Raw genomic sequence first — 22,952 nt, 5'->3', positions numbered from 1 at the left:
CCCGTACCGACAGTTGGCACAGCGAGGGAAGAGGAACGAGCGTGGCTTCGCACGACGGCACCGAGGGGACCGACGGCGTCGACGGCACGAGCAGGACCGACGCGGACATCGCCATCGTGGGCATGGCCGGGCGGTTCCCGGGCGCCGGGAGCGTGGACGAGTTCTGGGATCTGCTCAGCGCGGGACGCGAGGGCACCACCCGCTTCACGGGGGAGGAACTCGCGGCCGCGGGCGTCCCGGCGGCCCTGAGCGCCGACCCGGCGTACGTGCCGGCCCACGGCGTGCTGCCCGACGTCGACCTGTTCGACACCGCGTTCTTCGAGCTGACCCCCGCCGAGGCGGAGGTCACCGACCCGCAGCACCGGCTGTTCCTGGAGACCTGCCATGCCGCACTGGAGAACGCGGGCTGGGACCCCTTCCGCTACGACGGCCTGATCAGCGTCTACGGCGGGGCCGCCATCAACACCTACCTCCAGCAGAACGTCCTGCCGAACATCGACCAGACCGCGACCTCCGACCACTTCAAGGTCATGGTCGGCAACGACAAGGACTTCCTGGCCACCCGGGTCAGCTACAAGCTGGGCCTGCGCGGTCCCGGCTACACCGTGCAGACGGCCTGTTCCACCTCGCTGGTCGCCATCCATCTCGCCTGCCAGGGCCTGATCAACGGCGAGTGCGACATGGCGCTCGCGGGCGGCGTCACGGTCAAACTCCCGCAGCGGCGCGGCTACCTGTACGAGGAGGGCGCGATCCTGTCCCCGGACGGCCGGGTCCGCACCTTCGACGCGGAGGCCGGCGGGACAGTACTGGGCAACGGCGTCGGCGTCGTGGTGCTCAAGCCGCTCTCCGACGCCCTCACGGACGGCGACACCGTCTACGCCGTCATCAAGGCCACCGCGACCAACAACGACGGCTCGGCGAAGGTGAGTTACGCCGCGCCGAGCAAGGAGGGACAGGCCGCGGTCATCACCGAGGCCCACGCCGTCGCCGGAGTGGACCCGAGGAGCATCACGTACGTCGAGGCCCACGGCACCGCCACCCGGCTCGGCGACCCCGTGGAGGTGTCGGCGCTCACCGACGCGTTCCGCCGGGGCACCGGTGACACCGGCTTCTGCGCCATCGGCTCGCTGAAGTCCAACGTCGGTCACCTCGACGCCGCGGCGGGCGTGGCGGGTGTCATCAAGACGGCGCTCATGCTCCGCCACCGCTCGCTGGTGCCGACCGTCAACTTCGAACGGCCCAACCCCGCCATCGACTTCGCCACGTCCCCGTTCTACGTCAGTACCGAGACTAGGCCCTGGGAGTGCGAGGGCCCCCGGCGCGCCGGCGTCAGCTCCTTCGGCATCGGCGGCACCAACGCCCACGCGATCCTCGAGGAGGCCCCGGAACCCCAGTCGCCGGACCCCTCCCCGCGGGAGGCGGAACTGCTCGTGCTGTCCGCCCGGACGCCCACGGCCCTCGACACCCTGACCGGCCGTCTGGCGGACCACCTGGAGCACCGGCCCGGCACCCCGCTGGCCGATGTCGCCCACACCCTGGCCGTGGGCCGGCGCGCCCACCGGTTCCGGCGCGCGGTGATCTGCCGGGACACCGAGGAAGCGGCCCGGCTGCTGCGCGAGCGGTCCGAGCCCGGCTGCCGAACCGGGCAGGCCGGGCCCCGGAGCGCGGGGACACGCCACACCCCCGACCGCACCCTGCCCGAGCGGCAGCTCCTGGATGCCGTCCGCGACGCCTGGCTCAGCGGCGCGGACGTCGACTGGGAGGTCTTCTACGACGGCGAGCGCCGCCGCCGGGTGCCGCTGCCCACCTACCCCTTCGAGGGCCGCCGGGTGTGGCTGGACCCCGCCGATCCGGCGGCCCCGCCCGCCGGGCCGCACCCCGCCACCCCGGGGGCCCCGCTCACCGGCCCGCACCCGCTGCTCGGCGCCAATGTCTCCACGCTGGCCGAGCACCGCTTCGAGACGGCGCTGACCGGCACCGAGTTCTACCTGGCCGAGCACCGGGTGGGCGGCGAACCGGTCATGCCGGCCGTGGCCTACCTGGAGATGGCCCGTGCGGCCGGGGCGCTCTCCCTGCCGGCGGGAACCCTGCGGCTGAGCCGGGTCTCCTTCGAATCGCCGCTGTCCTTCGCCAGGGGCCCCAGGACCGTACGACTGCGCCTCACCCCCCACGGGGACGGCGCCCGCTTCACCGTCACCGCCCGACCGGTGGACGCGGCGCCGTCCGCCGGTCAGGAGGAGATCCACGCCCGCGGCGAGATCGGCCTCGCCGCCGGTGCTCCCGGCGACGACCCCCCGCGCCTCGACCCGGACGCCCTCGCCCGGCGCTGCCCCGACACGCTCGCCGGGCCGCGGCTGTACGACCTGCTGCGTGCCCACGGGCTGGACTACGGGCCGTCGATGCGGGCCGTCCGCGAACTGCGCCGCGGCACCGACGAGGCCGTCGGCGACCTCCTCCTGCCCGACACTCCCGTAGCGCGGGCGGCGCACGGCACGGACGCCGCATTCGTCCTCCACCCGGGGCTGCTCGACGGCGCCCTGCACACCGTGGTGGGACTGCTCAGCGCCCGGGAGGAGCCCAGCACCCTCTTCCTGCCCCTCGCGCTCGGCGCGCTGGAGGTGCTCGCTCCGCTGCCGTCGCGCTGCCTGGTGCACGTCGAGCTGCCCGCCCAGCGTTCCGGGACCAAGCAGGTCAAGGCGGACGTCACCGTGACCGATCCCGACGGCGTCGTCGTGGCCCGGCTGTCGGAGCTGTCGGTGCGCACGGTGCGCGAGGCGGACCGCACGCCCGCCTCCGTCCTGTTCCGGGCGGCCTGGACACCCGCGGACGAACCCGCGACGCAAGCGGACGGATCCGCCGCGGGCGGGACCGGTCCCACGCTCGACGGTCCGCTGCTGCTGCTCGCGGACGAACCGGAGCGTCGGGCCGAGTTGACCGCCGCCCTGCGCGCCGTCGGCGCCGCCGGCACCGACGTGGTCCTCGTGACTCCCGGTGCCGGGTTCGACCGCCTCGACGACGGGCACTACACCGTGGCCCCCGGCGCCCAGGACGACTACGCCGCGCTCCTGGACCGGCTCGGGGACGGCCGGGCGCCCGCAGCCGTCCTGCACACCTGGTGCCACGCCGACGACCCCGCGGACCCGCTCGCCGTCGCCGGGTCCGACCGGGGCCCGCGCTCCGTGGTCGCCCTCACCAAGGCCCTGCTGGAACGCCGGGGCACGGCCCGTGCCGGCGTGCTGGTCGCCCACCGCACGGACGACGCCGGCGCGAACCCGGCGCTGGCCGCCCTGGCCGGCTTCGGCCGCAGCGTCACCCAGGAGAACCCCCGCCTGACCTTCTCCCTGATCGGCCTCGACGCCGAGACCCCGGTCGCACGGGCCCTGGCGGCGGAGCTGGCCCGCGCGACCGACGGCGAGCGCGAGGTCCGCCACCGCGGCGGGGAACGCCTGGTGCGCCGGCACCGGCGCGGGGACCCCGCCGCCGAGGACGCCCCGGTGTTCCGGGACGGCGCCCTCTACGTGATCACCGGCGGGACAGGGCGGCTCGGTCTGGCCGTGGCGCAGCACATCGCGGCCGGTGTCCGCGCCCACCTGGAACTCGTCGGGCGCACCGAACCCGGAGCGGACGCGCTGCGCACCATCGAGCGGATCCGCGCCGCCGGCAGCACCGTCACCGTCCGGCGCGCGGACGTGGCCGACGAGGAGGCGCTGCGCGAGGCCCTGGCGGCGGCCCGCGCCGAGCACGGGCCGGTGCGCGGAGTGGTCCACGCGGCCGGGGTGCTCGGCGACTCCTTCCTGCTGCGCAAGAGCTGGGAGAAGTTCGCCGACGTCGTCCGCCCCAAGGCCGACGGCGCCGTGCACCTGGACCGCCTCACCACCGACGACCCGCTGGACTTCTTCGTCTGCTTCTCATCGGTCGCGGGCGTCTTCGGCAACGCCGGGCAGAGCGACTACGGCTACGCCAACGCCTTCCTGGACGCCTTCGTCGAGCGCCGCGCGGAACTGGCCGCGGCCGGCCGCCGCCGCGGACTGAGCCTCTCCCTGGCGTGGCCGCTGTGGCAGGACGGCGGCATGCGCCAGGGCGAGGAGGACGCCCGCGCTCTCGCCCACCGGCTCGGTCTCGCCGCCCTGCCCACGCCTGAGGGCCTGGCCGCTTTCACGGACGCGCTGGCCGGGCCCGCGGGAGCCGTACTCGTCGGCTACGGCGACCCGGACCGGATCGCCGCGGCGCTCGAGCCGGCACCCGCCCGCCCCCGGGCCGCCGAGGACGCCTCGCCGCAGCGGCCCGCCCCGCAGCAGGCGGAGGTTGGCACCAGGTCGGCCACCCCCGCGCCGGAGGGGTGGGCGGCGTCCTGGCTGCGTCGGCTGGTCGCCCGCGCAACCAAGCTGGACGCCGCGGAACTCGACCCCGAGGTGCCCTTCGACCAGTACGGAATCGACTCGCTCGTCATCACCCGGCTCAACACCGAACTGGAACGGCACTTCGACGACCTGCCGAAGACCCTGTTCTTCGAGTACACGACCCTGGAGGAACTGGTCGGCTACTTCGTCGCGGAATACGGCCCCCGGCTCGCCGAACTGGCCGCCGCGGAGGCCGGAACGGAGCCGCCCGCCGCCCCGGACGGCCTGCAGGAACCGCCGTCCGCGACGCCGCCCGCCCCGACGCCGGCCCTTGCCCGCCCGTCCGCCGAGGCCCGCCCGCCGCGGAACCCGGACCACGCCGACGCGGTCGCCGTCATCGGGCTCGCCGGACGCTATCCCCTCGCGGACGACCTCGAGGAGTTCTGGGACAACCTCGCCGCCGGACGCGACTGCGTCACCGAGATCCCGGCGGACCGCTGGGAGCATGACCGCTACTTCGACCCGGATCCCTCCGCGACCGGCCGCGCCTTCGCCGGCTGGGGCGGATTCCTGCGCGACGTCGACCGCTTCGACCCGCTGTTCTTCGGCATATCGCCGCGGGAGGCGGAACTGATGGACCCGCAGGAGCGGCTGTTCCTGCAGAACGCGTGGCACGTCGTCGAGGACGCCGGCTACCGGCGCACCGACCTGTCCGGGCGCCGCGTCGGCGTCTTCGTCGGCGTGATGTACGGCGAGTACCAGCTCTACGGCGCCGCCGACGCCGAACGCGGCGGAATCCGGGTCACCGGATCGTCCTTCGCCTCGATCGCCAACCGAGTGTCGTACACCCTGGGCCTGAACGGGCCGAGCATCGCCCTCGACACGATGTGCTCCTCGTCCCTCACCGCCATCCACCTGGCCTGCGACAGCCTGGCCCGCGGCGAGAGCGAACTCGCCCTGGCGGGCGGTGTGAACCTGTCCCTGCACCCGTACAAGTACGTGTTCCTCAGCCAGGGCCGGTTCCTGTCCACCGACGGCCGGTGCCGCGCCTTCGGCGCCGGCGGCACCGGATACGTCCCCGGCGAGGGTGTCGGCGCGGTACTGCTGAAGCCCTTGTCCGCGGCGATCCGCGACGGCGACCACATCCACGGCGTCATCCGCGGCCACGCCGTCAACCACGGCGGCCGCACCAACGGTTACACCGTGCCCAGCCCGAAGGCCCAGGCCGACACGGTGGAACGGGCGCTGCGCGCGGCCGGGGTCGAGCCGTCCGAGATCGACTACTTGGAGGCGCACGGTACCGGTACCGCGCTGGGCGACCCCATCGAGATCGCCGGACTGACCAAGGTGTTCGGCACTGCGGCCACGGACCGCGAACAGCGGCCGATCGGCTCGGTGAAGTCCGCCATCGGCCATCTGGAGTCGGCGGCCGGCATCGCGGGTCTGACCAAGGTGCTGCTGCAGTTCCGGCACGACCGGCTGGCGCCCTCGCTGCACGCCGACGAGCCGAACCCGAACATCGACTTCTCGCGGTCGCCGTTCAGGGTCCAGCACTCGGCCGCCGACTGGCCGCGACGCGAGGGAGCGGCCGGCCCGGTGCCGCGCCGAGCCGGCGTCAGCTCGTTCGGAGCGGGCGGCGCCAACGCCCATCTGGTCGTCGAGGAACACCTCGACCGACCGCGGCGCACCGAGCGGCCGGTGGCCGGGCAGCGCTTCTCAGGACCGCTGGTCTTCCCGCTGTCCGCGCGCGACCCCGAACGGCTGCGCGCCTACGCGGGCCGGCTCGCCGACTTCGCCGAGCGAGCGCACGTACGCGCCGCTGACCTGGCCCACACCCTCCAGACAGGCCGCGAGGCGATGGAGGAACGGCTCGTGGTCGTCGCCGAGGACGGCGCCGGGCTCGTCCGCGCGCTGCGTGAGACGGCCGCCGGCACCCGCGCCTTGGGCCTGCAGCACGGTGACGAACCCTCCGCCCGGCGGGACGACGCGGACCCGGTCGTGCCACGCCTCGCGGCGGACTGGCTGCGCGAGGGCACCGCCGACTGGAGCCTGCTGCCGGACGGGGGCGAGGACCGGCCGCGACGCATCCCCGCCCCGCTGTACCCGTTCGCCGACGAGCGCTACTGGCTGCCCGCGGGGGACCGCGGCGCGGGGCGGGCGGCCCGCCCGCATCCGCTGATCGACGCCAACGAGTCCACGCTCGACGAGGTCCGCTTCCGCCGTACCTTCCGCGCCGACGAGCCGCTGGTACGCGATCACGTCATCGAGGGCCGGCGGCTCCTGGCCGGCACGGTCTGCCTGGAACTGGCCCGCGCCGCGGCCCGGCTGGCCGGGCTCGACCGTCCGCACGCGGTGCGGGACGTGCTGTGGGGGCGGCCCGTGGTCGTCGCAGGGGACTCCCGCGACGTGTACGTGACGCTGAGCCGCGTACCCGGCGACCGGGGCGCGGCCGGCGAGCTGTCCTTCACCGTGTGGACCGCCGACGGCACCGAACGCACCATGCACGTGCGGGGGACGGTGTCGGCCGCGCCCGGAGCCGGCCCGGAGGACGCCGCCGACCTGCAGGCGCTTCGCGCGGCCTGGCCGGAACGCCTCGACCGCGCCGCGGTGCGGCGTGCCTACCAGGACGCCGGCTTCTCCTACGGTCCCTCCTTCGATGTCATCGACGCCGTGCATCGCGGAACCGGTGGCGCGCTCGTCCGGCTGACGCTGCCGGAGACCGGCCCGGCCACCGGCACCGCCGAGCCCGAGCTGCTGCCGCCGGCCCTGCTGGACGGGGCCCTGCGCGTCTGCCACTGGGCGGACGGCGAACCCCCAGGGCAGGAAGGGCACCTGGCCGTGCCGTTCAGCCTCGACGCCCTGCGCATCGCGGCGCCCGGCGAGCGGCTGCCCCGCTCCTGCTGGGCGTACGCCGTCCCCGCGGGCGGCGGTGAGACGCCGTCCCAGCCGGGCCGGTTCGACGTGCGGGTCGTCGACGACGACGGCCGTGAGCTGCTGACCCTGACCGGATTCGGCGGTCGGCTGCTCGCCACCGCCGACGCGGGGACCGCCGCCGCGTCGCACCCGGCAGCCGCCGCCGGGACCGTCGCCGCGTCCCGCCCGGAGCCCTTCTTCTACCGGCAGGAGTGGCAGGACCGCGCGCCGGAGCCCGCCCGGCCCACGGCGGCCGACGCCGTCCTCGTGCTGGACGGCACCGGAGCGACGGCGGCGGCCCTGGCGGCCGCCTCACCGGCCCGGCGGGTGGTCGAGGTGCGCCCCGGGACGGGTTTCGAGCGCACCGCGCCCGACCGGTTCACCGTCGACCCGGAGCGGGCCGGGGACTACGAGCGGATCCTGCGCGAGCTGAGCCGGGACGGCGTCCGCGCACTGGACGTCGTCCACCTCTGGGGCCTGCACACCGACCCCGTCCGCTACGGCGCCGACGCCACGGACGACGGGGCGCGGGTGGCCCTCGACCGAGCCTTCGCCCTGGGCCTCGGTTCCCTGCGGGCGCTCGTCCGCGCGGTCGGTGCCGTGCGGCCCGCCGAGTCCGTGCGATGCGCTTACGTGGTGGAGGAGTCTGAGGAGGGAGCCCGGCCCGAGCAGGAGGCCGCGGCCGGCTTCGCCGCCTCCGTCACGGCCGTCCTGCCCGGCTTCGAGATGTTCACCGTCACCTGCGCGGACGGTCTGGCCCGCACCTCTGACCTGGCCGACCTGCTGGAGCAGGAGCTGAACCGGGGCGGCCGGACGGCCGGGCTGGAGGTGCGCCGCTCGCGGTCCGGGCGGCAGGTACGGGTCCTGCGCCGCGTGCCCACGGCCGCCGACGCCGGGACAACGGGTGAGGAACTGCCGTTCAGGACGCACGGCACCTACCTCCTCACCGGCGGCACCGGCGGCATCGGCCTGACACTGGCGCGGCACCTGGCCGCGGCCCACCAGGCGCGGCTGGTGCTGGTCAGCCGCTCCGCCGACGGCCCCGAGGCACTGGCCGCCGCCGAGGAACTGACCGCTCTGGGCGCGACGGTGCTGCTGGCCGCCGCCGACGCCGCCGACGCCGAGAGCATGCGGGCGGTGCTGGCCCGGGCCAAGGAGCGGTTCGGTGACCTGGACGGCGTCTTCCATCTGGCGGGCACGGCCGACCAGAGCAGCGTGCTCGACCTGGAGCCGGCCCGCTTCGCCGAGCTGCTCGCCGTCAAGGCGCACGGAGTCCGGCTGCTGGACGCCCTCACCGCCGACGAGCCGCTCGGCCTGTTCGTGGTGTTCTCTTCCCTCGCCTCGGTGATCGGGGACTTCGGAGCCTGCGCCTACGCCGCCGCCAACCGCTTCCTCGACTCCTACGCCGACCTGCGCGCCGCCCGGGTGCGGGCCGGCCAGGCCCGGGGCCGCACTCTCGCCCTGGCCTGGCCGCTGTGGCAGGCGGGCGGCGTCGACGAACTGCTGCGGGATGCGGAGCTGGACGGGTTCCGGCGGCGGACCGGGATGCGCGCGTTCGGCGGGGACGAGGGGATCCTCGCACTGCAACGCGCCGCCGGCACCGGTTTGGTCCGGGTGGTGCCCGCCCTCGGCGACCCGGCGACCGTCGACCGGGCCCTGACCGGGCGCACCGAGACCCCCCGACCGGATGCCCCGGAACCGCGGTCCACCGAGCCGCCGGCCGCGGAGCCGGACCACGCGGTGGACCGGTCCGGCGCCGCGGCCGGTGCCGCCCCCGCCCAGCTGCCGCCCGGCACGCTCACCCGGCTCGGCGACCACCTGCGCGACCTGCTGGCCCGGGTGCTCGGACTCCCGGCCCACCGCATCGACTCCCGGACCCCGCTGGAGTCCTACGGCCTGGAGTCCGTTCTCGTGATGGAGGTCAACCAGCTGCTGGAGCGGGACTTCCCCGGCGTGCGCGGCACCGTGCTGTTCGAGTACCGCACGGTGCACGAGCTGGCCGGGCACCTGCTGCGGGACCACGCCGACGACGTACGGCGGCTGTTCCCCGCCCTCGGTGCTCCCGGCGCCCCGTCCGGGCAGGCGGACTCCGCCGCCGCGCGGCCCGGGCGCGACCGGCCCGCGCCGGCCGCCACGTTCGCGTCGGCGGCCACACCCGCGCCGCACCGGCCCGCCGGGCGGGCGGACGCCGACGAGGACATCGCGATCATCGGCATCAGCGGGCGCTACCCGGGCGCGCGCGACCTGGACGAGTTCTGGGAGAACCTGCTCCAGGGACGCGACTCGGTCACCGAGATCCCCGCGGAGCGGTGGGACGCGGACGGCGTGTTCCACCCCGACGCCTCGGTCCCGGGCACCAGCTACGGCCGGTGGGGCGGATTCCTGGAGGACGTCGACTGCTTCGACTCCCTGTTCTTCCGTATCCCGCCGGCGCAGGCCAAACTGATGGACCCTCAGGAACGGCTGTTCCTCGAGGCCGCGTGGTCCGCGCTGGAGGACGCCGGCTACCCGCCGTCCCGGCTGCCGCGGCCCCGCCACGGCGGCCAGGGCCACGACGTCGGGGTCTTCGCCGGTGTCATGTGGGGCGACTACGCGCAGCTGGCCGCCGAGGAGTCGGCCCGGGGCAACCACCACGCCGTCCTCGCCAACCGCTCCTCCGTCGCCAACCAGGTGTCGTACTTCTGCGACTTCCGCGGCCCGAGCGTCGTCGTCGACACCGCCTGCTCCTCCTCCCTGGTCGCCCTCCACCAGGCGTGCGAGAGCCTGCGCCGCGGTGAGTGCCGCTACGCGCTGGCCGGTGGGGTCAACGTCTCCGTGCACCCGCTCAAGTACCAGCACCTGAGCCGGTTGCGGATGCTCGCCACCGACGGTCGCTGCCGCTCGTTCGGCGCGGGCGGCAGCGGCTACGTACCCGGCGAGGGCGTGGGTGTCGTGCTGCTCAAGCGGCTGTCGGAGGCCGTCGCCGACGGCGACCACATCCACGCCGTGATCAAGGCGACCGCGGTCAACCACGGCGGTCGCACCAGCGGCTACACGGTGCCCAACCCGCAGGCGCAGCAGGCGCTGATCGAGGAGGCTTTGGAGCGGGCGGGCATCGACCCCGCCACCGTCGGCTGCGTCGAGGCGCACGGCACCGGCACCGCCCTGGGCGACCCGATCGAGCACACGGCCCTGCGGCAGGCCTTCGCCGACGCGCCGGACGCCGTGGGCGTGCGCGCACTGGGCTCGGTCAAGTCCAACATCGGCCACCTGGAGGGCGCGGCCGGCATCGCCGGTGTCACCAAGGCCGTACTCCAGCTCGTTCACGGCCGACTCGTCCCGTCCCTGCACGCCGAGGAGCTGAACCCCGTCATCGACTTCTCCCGCTCCGCCTTCCGCGTCCAGCGTGAGGTGGCCGACTGGCCCCGGCCGACGGCCGAGGCCGACGGGAGGCCGGTGGAACTGCCGCGGCGGGCGAGCGTCAGCTCCTTCGGCGCGGGCGGCACCAACGCCCATGTCGTCCTGGAGGAATACCGGGCCCCGCAAGCGGCGCCCGGAACCGAGACCTCCGACACCCCGGAGCTGCTGGTGCTCTCGGCGCGCAGCACGGAGCGGCTGCGGGCCTACGCCGCCGGCCTGGCGGCGTTCCTGTCCCGGGCCCGGCCGCGCCTCGCCGACGTCGGTCACACCCTGCGGGCCGGCCGGGAGCCGCTGCCCGAACGGCTGGCCTTCCTGGCGTCCGACATCGCCGACGCCGCCGAGAAGTTCGCCGCCTTCGGCCGCGGCGAGACCGGCTCCTGGGCCGTCCTCGGCACCGCCGACCAGCACGCCGCGCTCGCCGACGTGTTCACCGAGGGCTCCGGTCCCGGCTTCCTGCGTGCCCTGGCCGCCGACGGCGACCATGTCCGGCTCGCCCGGCTGTGGGTCTCCGGTGCCTTCGACACCTGGCACACCCTGGACGAGGCCACACCGCAGCCGCGCCGCACGGTGCCCCTGCCCGGCTATCCGTTCGAACGCGCACGGCACTGGCTGGCGCTGCCGGACGCCGGCCGGACACGCGACAGCGTCGGCACTCTGCCCGCCGACGCCGCGCCGGCCACCGCGGCCGGGCTCGCGGGAGGGCCCGCGGAAGGGCCTGCTGCCGATGAGCCTGCGCAGGGACGGTCCGTGTCGCTGGCGGCGGAGGATCCCGTGGTCCGGGACCACCTGGTCGCCGGGAGGCGCGTGCTGCCCGGCGTCGGCCACCTCGACCTGGTCGCCGCGACGTTGGACGGCGAAACCACACCCGTCTTCCGGGACGTGCGCTGGCTCTCCCCGGTCGTGGTCCCGGACGAGGGCACCGACCTCGTCCTCGCCCTCCGGCCCGAGGCGGAGGGCGGGAAGCCGGCCCACGCCTACCGGCTGCACGCGGCCGGAGACGAACGGACCTACTCGACAGGCCGGGTGCTCCGGACCACCCCGGCCCCCTGCGCACCCCTGGAGGTGGACCGGATCCGCGCCGAGTCGCCCCGCGAGGTGACCCGTGCCGAGTTCTACGCCGGGCTCGACCGCCAAGGCCTGCCCTACGGGCCGTACTTCCAGCGCGTGGAACGGGTGTGGACCGGCGCGGGCGGCGCACTGGCCCGGCTGTCCCCGCCCCCCGCGTGCCCGGACACCGCCGGGCACGGCGGTCTGCGGCCGGGCACCCTCGACGCGGCCCTGCACCCGCTGTCCCTGCTGCTCCCCGGAACACCCGACGACGCGCGGCGGCCGCTGCTGCCGTTCGCCGCCGACGCCGTCGAGTTCCACGGCCCGGTACCGGCCACCGGCTGGTCACACGTCCGGGACCTGGGCGGCCACCGCTTCGACGTGACCCTCGCCGACGACACCGGACGGGTGCGGGTGCGCATCCGCGGCCTCGCCCTGCGCGAGCTGAAGCGGGAGGCGGACAGCGGCGCCGCCGTCCCGCACGGGCCGGGCACCGACTTCCGGCCGCGTTGGCGTCCCGCACCGCGGCCCGCCCCGAACCCGGACGAGGCCGCCCCGCGCGCGGTGCTCACCGTCGCCCCTGCCCAGGCCGTGCCGCTGGCCGACGCGCTGGAGCGGGCGCACCCGCACGCCGAGCACACCCGGCTGACGATCGGCACCGGCGGGCTGGACGAGCGGGAGGTGCGCGAGGCGCTGCACCGCGCCCCGCGGACCGATCTGGTGTACTTCCTCGCCGTCGGCGGCGAGGAGGGACTGGCGGCCACCGCCGCCGAGATGGACACCGGCCGGGACCGCACGGTCGTCTCCCTGTACCGGCTGCTGCGCGGCCTGGAGCGGGCCGGCTTCCTGGACCGCCCGCTGCGCCTGAAGGTCGTCACCGGCGATGCCTTCCCGCTCGGCGACGGCGACCCCGTACGGCCCTGGGCCGCCGGGCCGGCCGGCCTGTGCGAGGTGGCGGCCAAGGAGTTCCCGCTGCTGCGGACGGCGTGCCTGGACGTGCGCGGCACCGAGGCGGTCGATCGGGCCCCGGACATCGCGGCCGAGCCGGCGGTTTCCCGGCCGCGTCCGGTGTCGTTGCGCGGCGGCGTGCGGCGCGTCCGCGTGCTCGAACGGGTCGAGCTTCCCGAGGCGCCCACGCGGTTCCGGGACCAGGGCGTGTACCTGGTGATCGGCGGGCTCGGGGTGCTGGGCCGGGACACCGCCCGGTACCTGGCCCGCACCTACCGTGCACGGCTGGTGCTGGTCGGCAAGAGCCCGCTCGACGACGAGCGGCGCGCGGAGCTGGCCGCCCTCGAGGAACTGGGCGGCCGGGTCCGCCATGTGGTCTGCGACGCGGCGGACCCGGCCGCACTGCGCCGCGCGGTCGACACCGCCAAGGACGCCTTCGGAGCGCTCCACGGAGTGATTCACTCGGCGATGGTGCTGGCGGACGAGCCGATCCGGACCCTGCCGGAGCCGCGGCTGCGCAGCGCCCTCACGGCCAAGGCGGACACGCTGTGGAGCACCTTCCAGGCGGTCCGCGGCGAGCCCCTGGACTTCGTGCTGGTGTACTCCTCCGCCGTCACCCTGGAGGGCAACCACGGCCAGGCCGGATACGCGGCAGGCTGCCACGTCGCCGACGCCTGCGCCCTGGCAGCGGCTCGCACGGTGCGCCATCCCGTGCGGATCGTCCACTGGGGCTACTGGCACGGCGGCGGCGACGCGCACCGGGAGCAGGTGCTGGGCCGCCTGGCAGCGGCGGGCATCGAGCCGATCAGCGCCGAGGAGGGCATGGCGGCCGTCGAACGCGTGCTCTCCGCTGCCGGCCCGCAGACCCTGGTGCTGAAGGCCGCGCCGGTGATCCTCGAGGGCCTGGGCGCCGACCCGCACACCGTGCTGCGGTCCCAGCCGGCACGGCCCGCCGTGACCGTCCCCGCGACCGGGGGCGACGGGCCCGAGGGCCCGAGCGGGCCCCGCACCCCGTCGGTGCCCGCCACGACCGAACGGCTCGCGCGGCGGCTGCTGGTCGGCGCTCTGCGGCGGATGGGCGTGCTGCACGGGCCGGGGGAGCGTCACACCCGCGACGGGCTGCGGACCCGGCTCGGCATCGCCGAGGGCCGGGAGCGGCTGCTCGGCCTCCTCGTCGACGTGCTGCTGCGCGGCGGCTGGCTGCGTGAGGAGGCGGACGGCGAGCTGGTGACCACCGACGCGCTGCACGACGATCCGGAGCTGCGCCGCTGCCTTGCCGATCCCGAGGCGGCCGTACGGGAACTGACGGACCGCCACCCCGAGGCGGGGCCCGTCGCCACCCTGCTGCTGCGGTGCGTCCAGGCGCTGCCCGAGGTGCTGACCGGCCGGCGAGGTCACATGGACGTGCTGTTCCCGGGCGGCTCCCTCGACCTGGTGGAGGCCGTCTACCGGGGCGATCCGGTGGCCGACCGCTGCAACGACCGGGTCGCCGACACCGTGGTGGACTACGTCGAGGAGCGTCGCCGGCGTGACGCCCGGGTCCGCGTCCGCATCCTGGAGGTGGGCGCGGGCACCGGCGGGACCAGCGAGCGCGTGCTGCGCCGCCTGTCCGAGGCCGGCCTCGGCGAGCACGTCACCTACGTCTACACCGACGTGTCCGAGGGTTTCGTCCGGCACGGCCGCCGGCGCTTCGCCTCCGACCACCCTCGCACCGAGTTCCGCGTGCTCGACATCGAACGCGACCCCGGCGCCCAGGACTTCGCTCCGGGCGCCTGCGACCTCGTCCTCGCGTCCAACGTGCTGCACGCCACCCGCCGGGTCCGCCGCACCCTGGCACACGTCAAGTGGCTGCTGGGCACGCACGGCGTCCTCGTGGTCAACGAGGGTGTGCAACTGCAGGACCAGATGTCCCTGGTGTTCGGGCTGACCGACGGCTGGTGGCTGTTCGAGGACGCCGAGTACCGGCTGCCCGGGTCACCGCTGCTGAGCCTCGACTCGTGGCACGACGTGCTGGCCGAGCAGGGCTTCGTCCGGATCGCCGCACACCGCCCGCCGGGCGGCGACGGCGGTCCGGCGCACCAGCGGGTCCTGGTCGCGTACAGCGACGGGCTGGTGCCGGTCGCCGAAAGCGACGGCCCGGAGCCGACGGCACCCGCCGCGGCACCCGCCGCGGCACCGGCCGTGGCGGGTCCGCCCGCCGCCGTCGGCCCCGTCACCGCGGAGCGGCCCACCGCGGTCGCCGAACAGGCGCAGTCCGCGCAGCCCGTGGAGCGCACGGTCCGCTCCGTTTTCGCCGAGGTCCTGGAGATGCCCGAGCACCTCCTCGACTCCCGGGCCACCTTCGACAACTACGGCGTCGACTCCCTGGTCGCACTGACCTTGACCAAGGCACTGGAGCCCCACTTCGGGCCCCTCCCGGCGACCCTGCTGTTCGAGCACATCACCATCGAGCGGCTGGCCGCCTTCCTCGCTCCCCGCGCCACCCCCACGGCCGGAACCGCGCCGGCCGCCGGTGAGGCAGCCGAGACGCCCCGGCCGTCGGCCCCGCCCGCGGCCGGGGACCGCCCGGCGCCCGGCGGCGCGGCGGAGCAGAACGGGCTGGCCGCCATCGTCGAGGGCCTGTCCGACGACGACGTCGACCGCATCCTGCGCGAACTGAGCACCGCCCTGCGTACCGACGAGGAGCAGCGATGACCACGCCCTTCACCGCCGTCCTGATCGGCGAAGAACCGCTTCTCGCCGAGTGCGGGGACCTGCTGTCGGCACGCGGCCACCGCATCGCCGCGGTGGTGGCCGCCGACAGTGGGCTGCGCCAGTGGGCGGCCCGTTCCGGGCTGCCCGTGGTCGAGCCCGGACGCGGCCTGGCCGAGCGGCTGCGTCCGCTGCGCTTCGACCACCTCTTCAGCATCGCCAACCTGCGGATGCTCCCGGAGGAGGTGCTGGCGCTGCCCGCCCGCCTGGCCGTGAACTTCCACGACGCGCTGCTGCCGCGGCACGCCGGCCTGCACGCGACGAGCTGGGCGATCCTTGAGGGCGCCGAGCGGCACGGCGTGACCTGGCACGTCATGGAGCGCGAGGCGGACACCGGTGACCTGCTGAAGCAGCGTCAGGTGACCGTCGGCGCGGACGACACCGCCTACGCGCTCGACCTGCGCTGCTACGAGGCCGCCGTCTCCTCCTTCGGTGAACTGGTGGACGAGCTGGCCGCGGGCACCGAGGTGCGCACCCCGCAGGACCTCAGCCTGCGCACGTATCACGCGGCAGTGGACGGCCCGCCCCGCGGCGGGCTGGTCTCCTGGGACCGGCCGGCCCGGGAACTGGACGCGCTCGTGCGGGCCACCACCTTCGGCCCGCACCACCGCAACGCCTTCGGCCTGGCCCTGCTGGTCCTCGGCGAGCGACTGCTGGCCGTGCGGGAGGCGGCGGTCCTGGACCGCACCTCCACACTGCCGCCCGGCACGGTGGTGGAGGTGACGGACGACGCCGTGGTCGTGGCCACCACGGACCTGGACGTGCGGCTGACCGGCCTGGCCGACCTGGACCGGGGCCCGTGCCGGCCGGCGGAGTCCGGCATCCGCCCGGGCGACAGGTTCACGCAGGTCGACGAGGTCCGGGCCGAGCAATGGGCGGCCACCGCCCGGGAGGCGCGCCGCCACGAGCCGTACTGGACGCGGCGGCTCGCCGACCAGGCCCCCCTGGACCTGCCCGGCCCGCCGCCCGCGGACGCCGCCACCGCCGCGCCCCGGCCCGCCACCGCCGGCCCGGCGGCCCGGTGCGCCGTACCCGGTACGATCGCCGCTCTCGCGCCCGAGGCCGCCGTGCCCCGGACACTGGCGGCGCTGCTGGCCTTCCTGGGGCGAATCTCGGGGGAGGGCGGCGGCTTCGACGTCGGCCTGCGCCGTCCGGGCGCGCCGCGGCCGGCTTCCGGGCCGCCCGGCCCCCTCGTCCCGCTCGTGCCCGTCCGCGCTCCGGACCTCGCGGACGACCACACGCTCACCGACCTGGCGGACGGCATCGCCCGGCAACTGGCCGACCTGGAGCGCCGGCACGCCCCGCTGCGCGGACTGGCCCTGCGCACCCCCCGCCTGAGCGACACGGCGGCGTGGCGGTCCGGCACGCACCCGGTCGTCGTGGACCTTCCCGCCGCTCCCGGCACCCAGCCCGCCCCCGCCCCGGACGGCGCCCGCCTCGTCGTCCGCCTCGGCACGCCCGGTGAGCCGCTGCGCGACGTGGAGTTCGCGTCGCCGGAGCCCTCCGCGTACCACTGGGTGCACGGCCTCGCCACCCGCTTCGAGCGTTTCCTGGCCGACGCCGAGAAGCGGCCGGAGGAGCCGGCGCACCGCCTGGAGCTGCTGACCGCCGACGAGCGCCGCCGGGTCGTCGAGACCTGGAACGACACGGCGGCGGACTACCCCCGGCACCGCTGCGTCCACCAGCTCGTCGACGACATCGCTCGCCGCGGCCCCGACGCACCCGCCGTGCTGTTCGAGGAGACCGTGGTCACATACGGCGAGCTGGTGCGCCGTTCCACACGGCTGGCCGAGCGGCTGGCCCGGCAGGGCGCCGGGCCCGGCAACCTCGTCGGCGTCTACCTGCACCGCACCGAGCACCTGCTCACCGGCCTCCTCGCGGTGCTCAGGACGGGCGCCGCGTACGTGCCGCTGGACCCGCTCTATCCGCGCGAGCGCATCCGGTACATGATCGAGGACTCGGAGGCCGTCCTGGTGCTCACCGAGTCCGCGCTCGCCCCCGACCTGGCCGAGGACTGCCCCGCGCCCCTGCTCCAGCTCGACGTGCAGGACACCACCACGCCGGAGCCCGGCACCGCCCTCGACCGGGCGACCGCCGACGCCCCCGCCTACGTCATCTACACCTCGGGCTCCACCGGCCGCCCCAAGGGCGTGCGCGTCGGGCACCGGGCGCTGACCAACCTGCTGTGCGCCATGGCGCGCGAGCCCGGCTTCGGCCCCACGGACACCCTGCTGGCCGTCACCACGGCCTGCTTCGACATCGCGGCTCTGGAGCTGTTCCTGCCCTTGGTGACGGGCGGCAGGGTGCGGGTGGCACCGGCCCGGGTCGCCGCCGACGGCTTCGCCCTGCGCGAGCTCGCCGAGCGCACCCGGCCGACCGTCATGCAGGCGACCCCCGTCACCTGGCGCATGCTCATCGGCGCGGGCTGGCGGGGCAGCCCCGAGCTGACCGTGCTGTGCGGCGGCGAGGCGCTGCCCGGCGACCTGGCCGACGCCCTGGTCGCCCGCACCCGCCGGGTGTGGAACGTCTACGGGCCGACCGAGACCACCATCTGGTCCTCGATCGACGGCGTGACGGAGGGACAGCCCGTCACCATCGGCCGCCCGCTGGCCAACACGCGGATGTACGTGCTCGACGAGCGGATGACGCCCGTGCCGCCGGGCACGCCCGGCGAGTTGTACATCGGCGGGGACGGCGTCGCCGACGGATACCACCGGCGGCCGGAGCTCACCGCCGCCAAGTTCCTCGACGACCCGTTCCGGCCCGGCCGGGTCTACCGCACCGGCGACCTGGTGCGGCACCTGCCCGACGGCCGCCTGGAGTACCTGCGCCGGGCCGACGGGCAGGTCAAGCTGCACGGCTTCCGCATCGAGCCCGGCGAGATCGAGGCCGTGCTCCGGGACGACCCGCGGATCGCGGACGCCGCGGTCGTCGTCCATCGGGACGACGACGGCGGTGGCAGCCTCGTCGCCTACGTGGTCCCCGCGGGCGGCGACTGCCCCCCGGCCACCGAGATGCGCCGGCGTGCCGCCGCCCGCCTGCCCGCCTACATGCTCCCCGGCGCCGTGGTGCCGTTGCGGGAACTGCCGCGCACCCCCAACGGCAAGCTCGACCGCAGGGCGCTGCCCGCGCCCGGCGCGGGCACGGTCGCCGCACCGGCCGGAGCACGGCCGGAGGGCGACCTGGAGGAACGGATCGCCGCCGTCTGGCAGAGCGTGCTGGGCGTCCCGTCCGTGGCCGTCGACGTCAACTTCTTCGAGGCGGGCGGGGACTCGCTGCGGCTGACCAGGGTCGTGGCTCGGATCCGGGCGGAACTGGCCCACCAGGTGAGCCGGTTGGACATGCTCCGGTATCCGACCGTGCGGGCCCTGGCCCGCCATCTCGCCGCCGGCACGGACGGTGCCACGCCGGCCACGCCGGCACCGCCGCAGGCGCGGGCGGACGGCCGTGGCCGCGCCCTGCTGGCACAGCGCCGGCGCAGGGCCGGTGCGGACCGGTGAGCCCGGCCGCCCACCCCACCACGAGAACTCAGGGAGACACCATGCAACCGACCGCCGTGCGCTGCCGGATCTGCTCACTCGGCGACGGACACCCCGGAGTGATGCTCGACGACGACCAGGTGTGCAACCTGTGCAACCTGAACGTCGCCGAGGAACTGCTCGACAACTACCGCTACACCCATCAGGTCTTCACCGAGTTCCAGCAGGCGCCGCCCAACCCGAAGGGCGACTACGACTGCCTGTTCATGTACAGCGGCGGCAAGGACAGCACCTACATGCTGGACAAGTTCGTCAACGAGTACGGCAAGCGGACCCTCGCCTACACCTTCGACGTCCCGTTCGAGAGCAGCCACACGGCCCGCAACATCCAGCTGGCGCGCGAGAAACTGCCCGCGACCTTCGTGTTCGACTCGGACGACGAGAACATCAAGAAGATGATGCGGGACGTGTTCAACCGGCCCCGGCCGAGTGAACCCGGCAAATACCTGGACGAGAAGCTGCCCTGCGTGTCCTGCCGTACGTTCTTCGTCATCAGGGCGATCCTCCACGCCTTCCGGGAGCGCATCCCGTACATCGTCCTGTGCGCCGACCCCCAGCAGATCCTCACCATGGAGTCCAACGTCCGCGAGGTCGTCCGTGGCTTCTACCGCACCTTCGGCCCGGAGCTGGCGAGCGAGCTGTTCGACGGGGCGATCGAGGACGTGCTGTTCGCCGAGGACGGCGAACTACCCAAGATCGTGTTCCCGTTCATCGCGCTGCGCCACGAGTACGACCCGGAGCGGATGGTGCGCGAACTGAAGGAGAAGGGGCTGTACGAGTCGTCCCCGATGGAGACCCACTGCACCCTGTTCCCGCTGCTGAACTACTACTCCTTCAAGAACTGGGGCTGCATGTTCTACAAGCTCAACGCGTCGAGCTATGTGCGCGCGGTCCGCCGCAACGAGAACTACGACCGGTCGACGTTCAGCATCAGGTTCCCCCGGTCGCTCGACCTCCCGGACGTCGAGGACCGGCTGGGACGCGTGGTGAGGGAGATCGCCGCAGGCACGGGGGACCGCGAGGAGCACCGGGAGGCCCTCGTGGACCTCTTCATGCAGATGGACGCCACCGAGGACGCGGCGCGCTTCGTGGCGGAGTCCTTCCTGGACATGCGCAAGGTCGCCGCGGATCTCGGAATCAAGGTCGGCTGAGGGGAAGACAGTGAACGTACAGGGCATACAGACCGCGCACACGCCGGAGCCGGAGCCGGAGGCGGTCGGTGAGGTCAGGGACTCGGACATCGCCGTCATCGGCATGGCGTGCCGGTTCCCGGGCGCCGACACGCCCGAGCGGTTCTGGGAGGTGCTGACGGAGGGCCGCGAGACCCTCACCTATTTCTCCGACGACGAGTTGCGCGCGGCCGGCGTGGGCGACGCGCTGCTGAGCAACCCGCGCTTTGTGAAGGCCGGTCAGGTCATCGAGCGAGCCGACCTCTTCGACGCCGGTCTCTTCGGCATCACCCGCGACGAGGCGGAGCTGATCGACCCGCAGCAGCGGCAGTTCCTGGAGTGCGCCGCCGAGGCACTGGACCAGGCCGGCTACGACCCGGAGCGCACCGGTCAGCGGATCGGCGTCTACGCCGGCGTGGGGATGAACACCTACCTGCTGCACAACCTCGCGGAACGGCACCGCACGGCGTCCTCGGTGGACCGCTACCGCATGATGGTCGCCAACGACAAGGACTTCACCGCCACCCGCACCTCGTACAAGCTCAACCTGCGCGGCCCGGCCGTGTCCGTGAACACCGCCTGCTCCACCTCCCTGGTGGCCGTGCACCAGGCCTGCCTGGCGCTGCTGTCCGGGGACTGCGGCATGGCCCTGGTGGGCGCCGCGCACATCCAGGCCGAGCAGCGCGAGGGGTACCTCCACCACGAAGGGATGATCTTCTCGCCCGACGGCCACTGCCGGGCCTTCGACGCCAAGGCGCAGGGCACCGTGATCGGCAACGGCGTGGGCGTGGTGGTCCTCAAACGGCTGACGGACGCGCTCGCGGACGGTGACTGGATCCACGCCGTGATCAAGGGCACCGCCGTGAACAACGACGGATCGGCCAAGACCGGCTTCACCGCGCCCAGCATCGACGGCCAGTCCACCGTCATCGCCGACGCCCAGGACATCGCCGACTGCCCGGCCGCCACGATCTCCTACGTGGAGGCGCACGGCACCGCCACACCGCTCGGCGACCCCGTGGAGATCGCCGCCCTCAACCAGGCGTTCGCGCGGGACGACGCCCGGCCGGCCGCCGGGACCTGCGCGATCGGCTCGGTCAAGACCAACGTCGGGCACCTGGACACCGCCGCGGGCATGGCCGGTCTGATCAAGACGGTCCTGATGCTCCGGCACCGCACCCTCGTCCCGAGCCTCAACTTCGAGTCACCCAACCCCGAGATCGACTTCGCGGCCGGCCCCTTCTACGTGAACACCGAGACCAGGCCGTGGCCGGCTGCGCCGACGCCGCGCCGGGCCGGAGTCAGCTCGTTCGGCATCGGCGGCACCAACGCCCACGTCGTCCTGGAGGAGCCGCCCGCGCCCGCCGCGCGGCCCGGCGCCCGGGCCGCCGGGCCGCGGCTGCTCGTGCTGTCGGCCCGCACCCCTGCCGCCCTCGACACCGCCACCGCCCGCCTCGCCCGTCAGCTGCGGCAGCAGCGGGACCTCGACCTGACGGCCGTGGCCCAGACGCTGGCCCTGGGCCGCCGCATCCACGCTCACCGGCGGGCGCTGGTCGCCACCGACGTACGGGACGCGGCGCTCGCCCTGGCCCTCGGCGACGAAGCCCGGGTACTCACCGCAGCCGGGGACGGCACGCCGCCGGTGCTGCTGCTCGACGGCGGCGCCGCCGCATCGCGGGAGCACGCCGAGGACCTTCAGGAACACGTACCGGCCTTCCGGGAACACCTCGCGCGGTGCGCCGAGCGCCTCGGTGCCCCCGACGCCGTCGCCCTGCTGGCGGCCGGCGACGCCCGGGCGGCCTTCGCGGTGCAGTACGCCACCCTGCTCACCCTCACCGGGTGGGGGGTGCGTGCCGCGGTGTCCGTCACCGGCGCCGACGCCCTGCCCGACCAGGCGCGCACCCTGCTGGCGGAGGGCGACCTGCCGCAGCAGCGGACGGCCACGGAGGCCGGTACCGCCCTGCCGCTGGTGCCCGACGGCGGCACCGCGGTCCCGGGTGGCACCGGGGCGGGTTTCCTGCTGGGGGTCCTGGCCCGGCTGTGGACCGCGGGCGAGGACGTCGACTGGTCCGCCGTGTACGACGGCGAGTCCGTCCGCCGGGTCCCGCTGCCCGCCTATCCCTTCGACCACGAGCGTTACTGGATCGAGCCGCACGGCGCCGCGGACCGGCCCGCCCCGGCTGCCGCCCGGAGCCTCGGCGACCGGATGGCGAGCGTCGCCGACGCCGAGAAACCCGCGCTGATCACGGAGTTCGTCCAGCGGGAGATCGCCGTGGTGCTCGGTACCGCCGACCCTCTCGACGTCGACCTCGACGGCAACCTGTTCGACATGGGACTGGACTCGCTCATTCTGATCGAGGTGATCGCCAAGCTCGGTGACGAACTCGGGTACGAGGTGCGTACGTCGGCGTTCGTCGAGTTCCCGACGGTACGGTCCTTCGTCGCCGCGCTCAGCGAGGAGATGGGCATCGTCGCGGACGGCACGGCAGGGCGGCCGGGTGCGGGCGAGGGCCAGGGACGCGTCTCGCGACGTGCCCAGCGTGCGGCCGCCCGCAGGGGCGGAGCCTGACGAGTGCGCATCGCCGCCGCGACGCGGGAGCGGGCGGCCGGACCGGGCATCAGGAAGAAACGAGGATGACCGGTCCGGCCGAGTGCCAGGTCTGGCTGGCCCCCGCCCTCGCGGATCCCGCCCTGCTGTACCTCCTCGACCCCGGGGAGCGGGAACGCGTCCGGGGCCTGCGCAGCGAGGAGGCCAGGACGCTCTCCACGACCGTCCACGCCCTGCTCCGCCTGGTCGTGGCGGCACGGACGGGGGTCGAGCCGTGGCAGGTCCGGCTGGTGCGGAC

The 22,952-nt window shown here is 74.9% G+C and carries 4 protein-coding genes and 1 pseudogene; all 5 read left to right on the top strand.

The genetic code is table 11. The features are described from left to right. The first annotated feature begins 41 nt into the window (after window positions 1-41). Window positions 42-15,341 carry an SDR family NAD(P)-dependent oxidoreductase gene (locus ABZ078_RS20615; RefSeq protein WP_356577230.1) on the top strand — a complete coding sequence of 5,100 codons (15,300 nt, stop codon included), beginning with the start codon at window positions 42-44 and terminating at the stop codon, window positions 15,339-15,341. Then, window positions 15,338-18,898, top strand: coding sequence for an amino acid adenylation domain-containing protein (locus ABZ078_RS20610; RefSeq protein WP_356577228.1), 3,561 nt, complete (start codon window positions 15,338-15,340; stop codon window positions 18,896-18,898). The genes ABZ078_RS20615 and ABZ078_RS20610 overlap by 4 nt, the downstream gene beginning before the upstream one ends. A 41-nt stretch (window positions 18,899-18,939) precedes the next feature. Then, window positions 18,940-20,088 (top strand): OzmP, encoded by a 1,149-nt coding sequence (locus ABZ078_RS20605; protein WP_356577227.1) that lies wholly within the window; start codon window positions 18,940-18,942, stop codon window positions 20,086-20,088. 10 nt (window positions 20,089-20,098) lie between these two features. After that, window positions 20,099-22,675: a beta-ketoacyl synthase N-terminal-like domain-containing protein gene (locus tag ABZ078_RS20600; RefSeq protein WP_356577225.1), complete on the top strand. Its 2,577-nt coding sequence runs from the start codon at window positions 20,099-20,101 to the stop codon at window positions 22,673-22,675. Between the two features lie 65 nt (window positions 22,676-22,740). After that, window positions 22,741-22,952 (top strand): annotated as a pseudogene (locus ABZ078_RS20595) (hypothetical protein); the annotation flags it as partial.

Origin of the sequence: Streptomyces sp. NPDC006385, from assembly GCF_040612485.1 — a bacterium.
Taxonomy (GTDB): Bacteria; Actinomycetota; Actinomycetes; order Streptomycetales; family Streptomycetaceae; genus Streptomyces.
The sequence above is the reverse complement of the archived record's forward strand: the minus strand, read 5'-3'. Positions and strand labels throughout refer to the sequence as shown.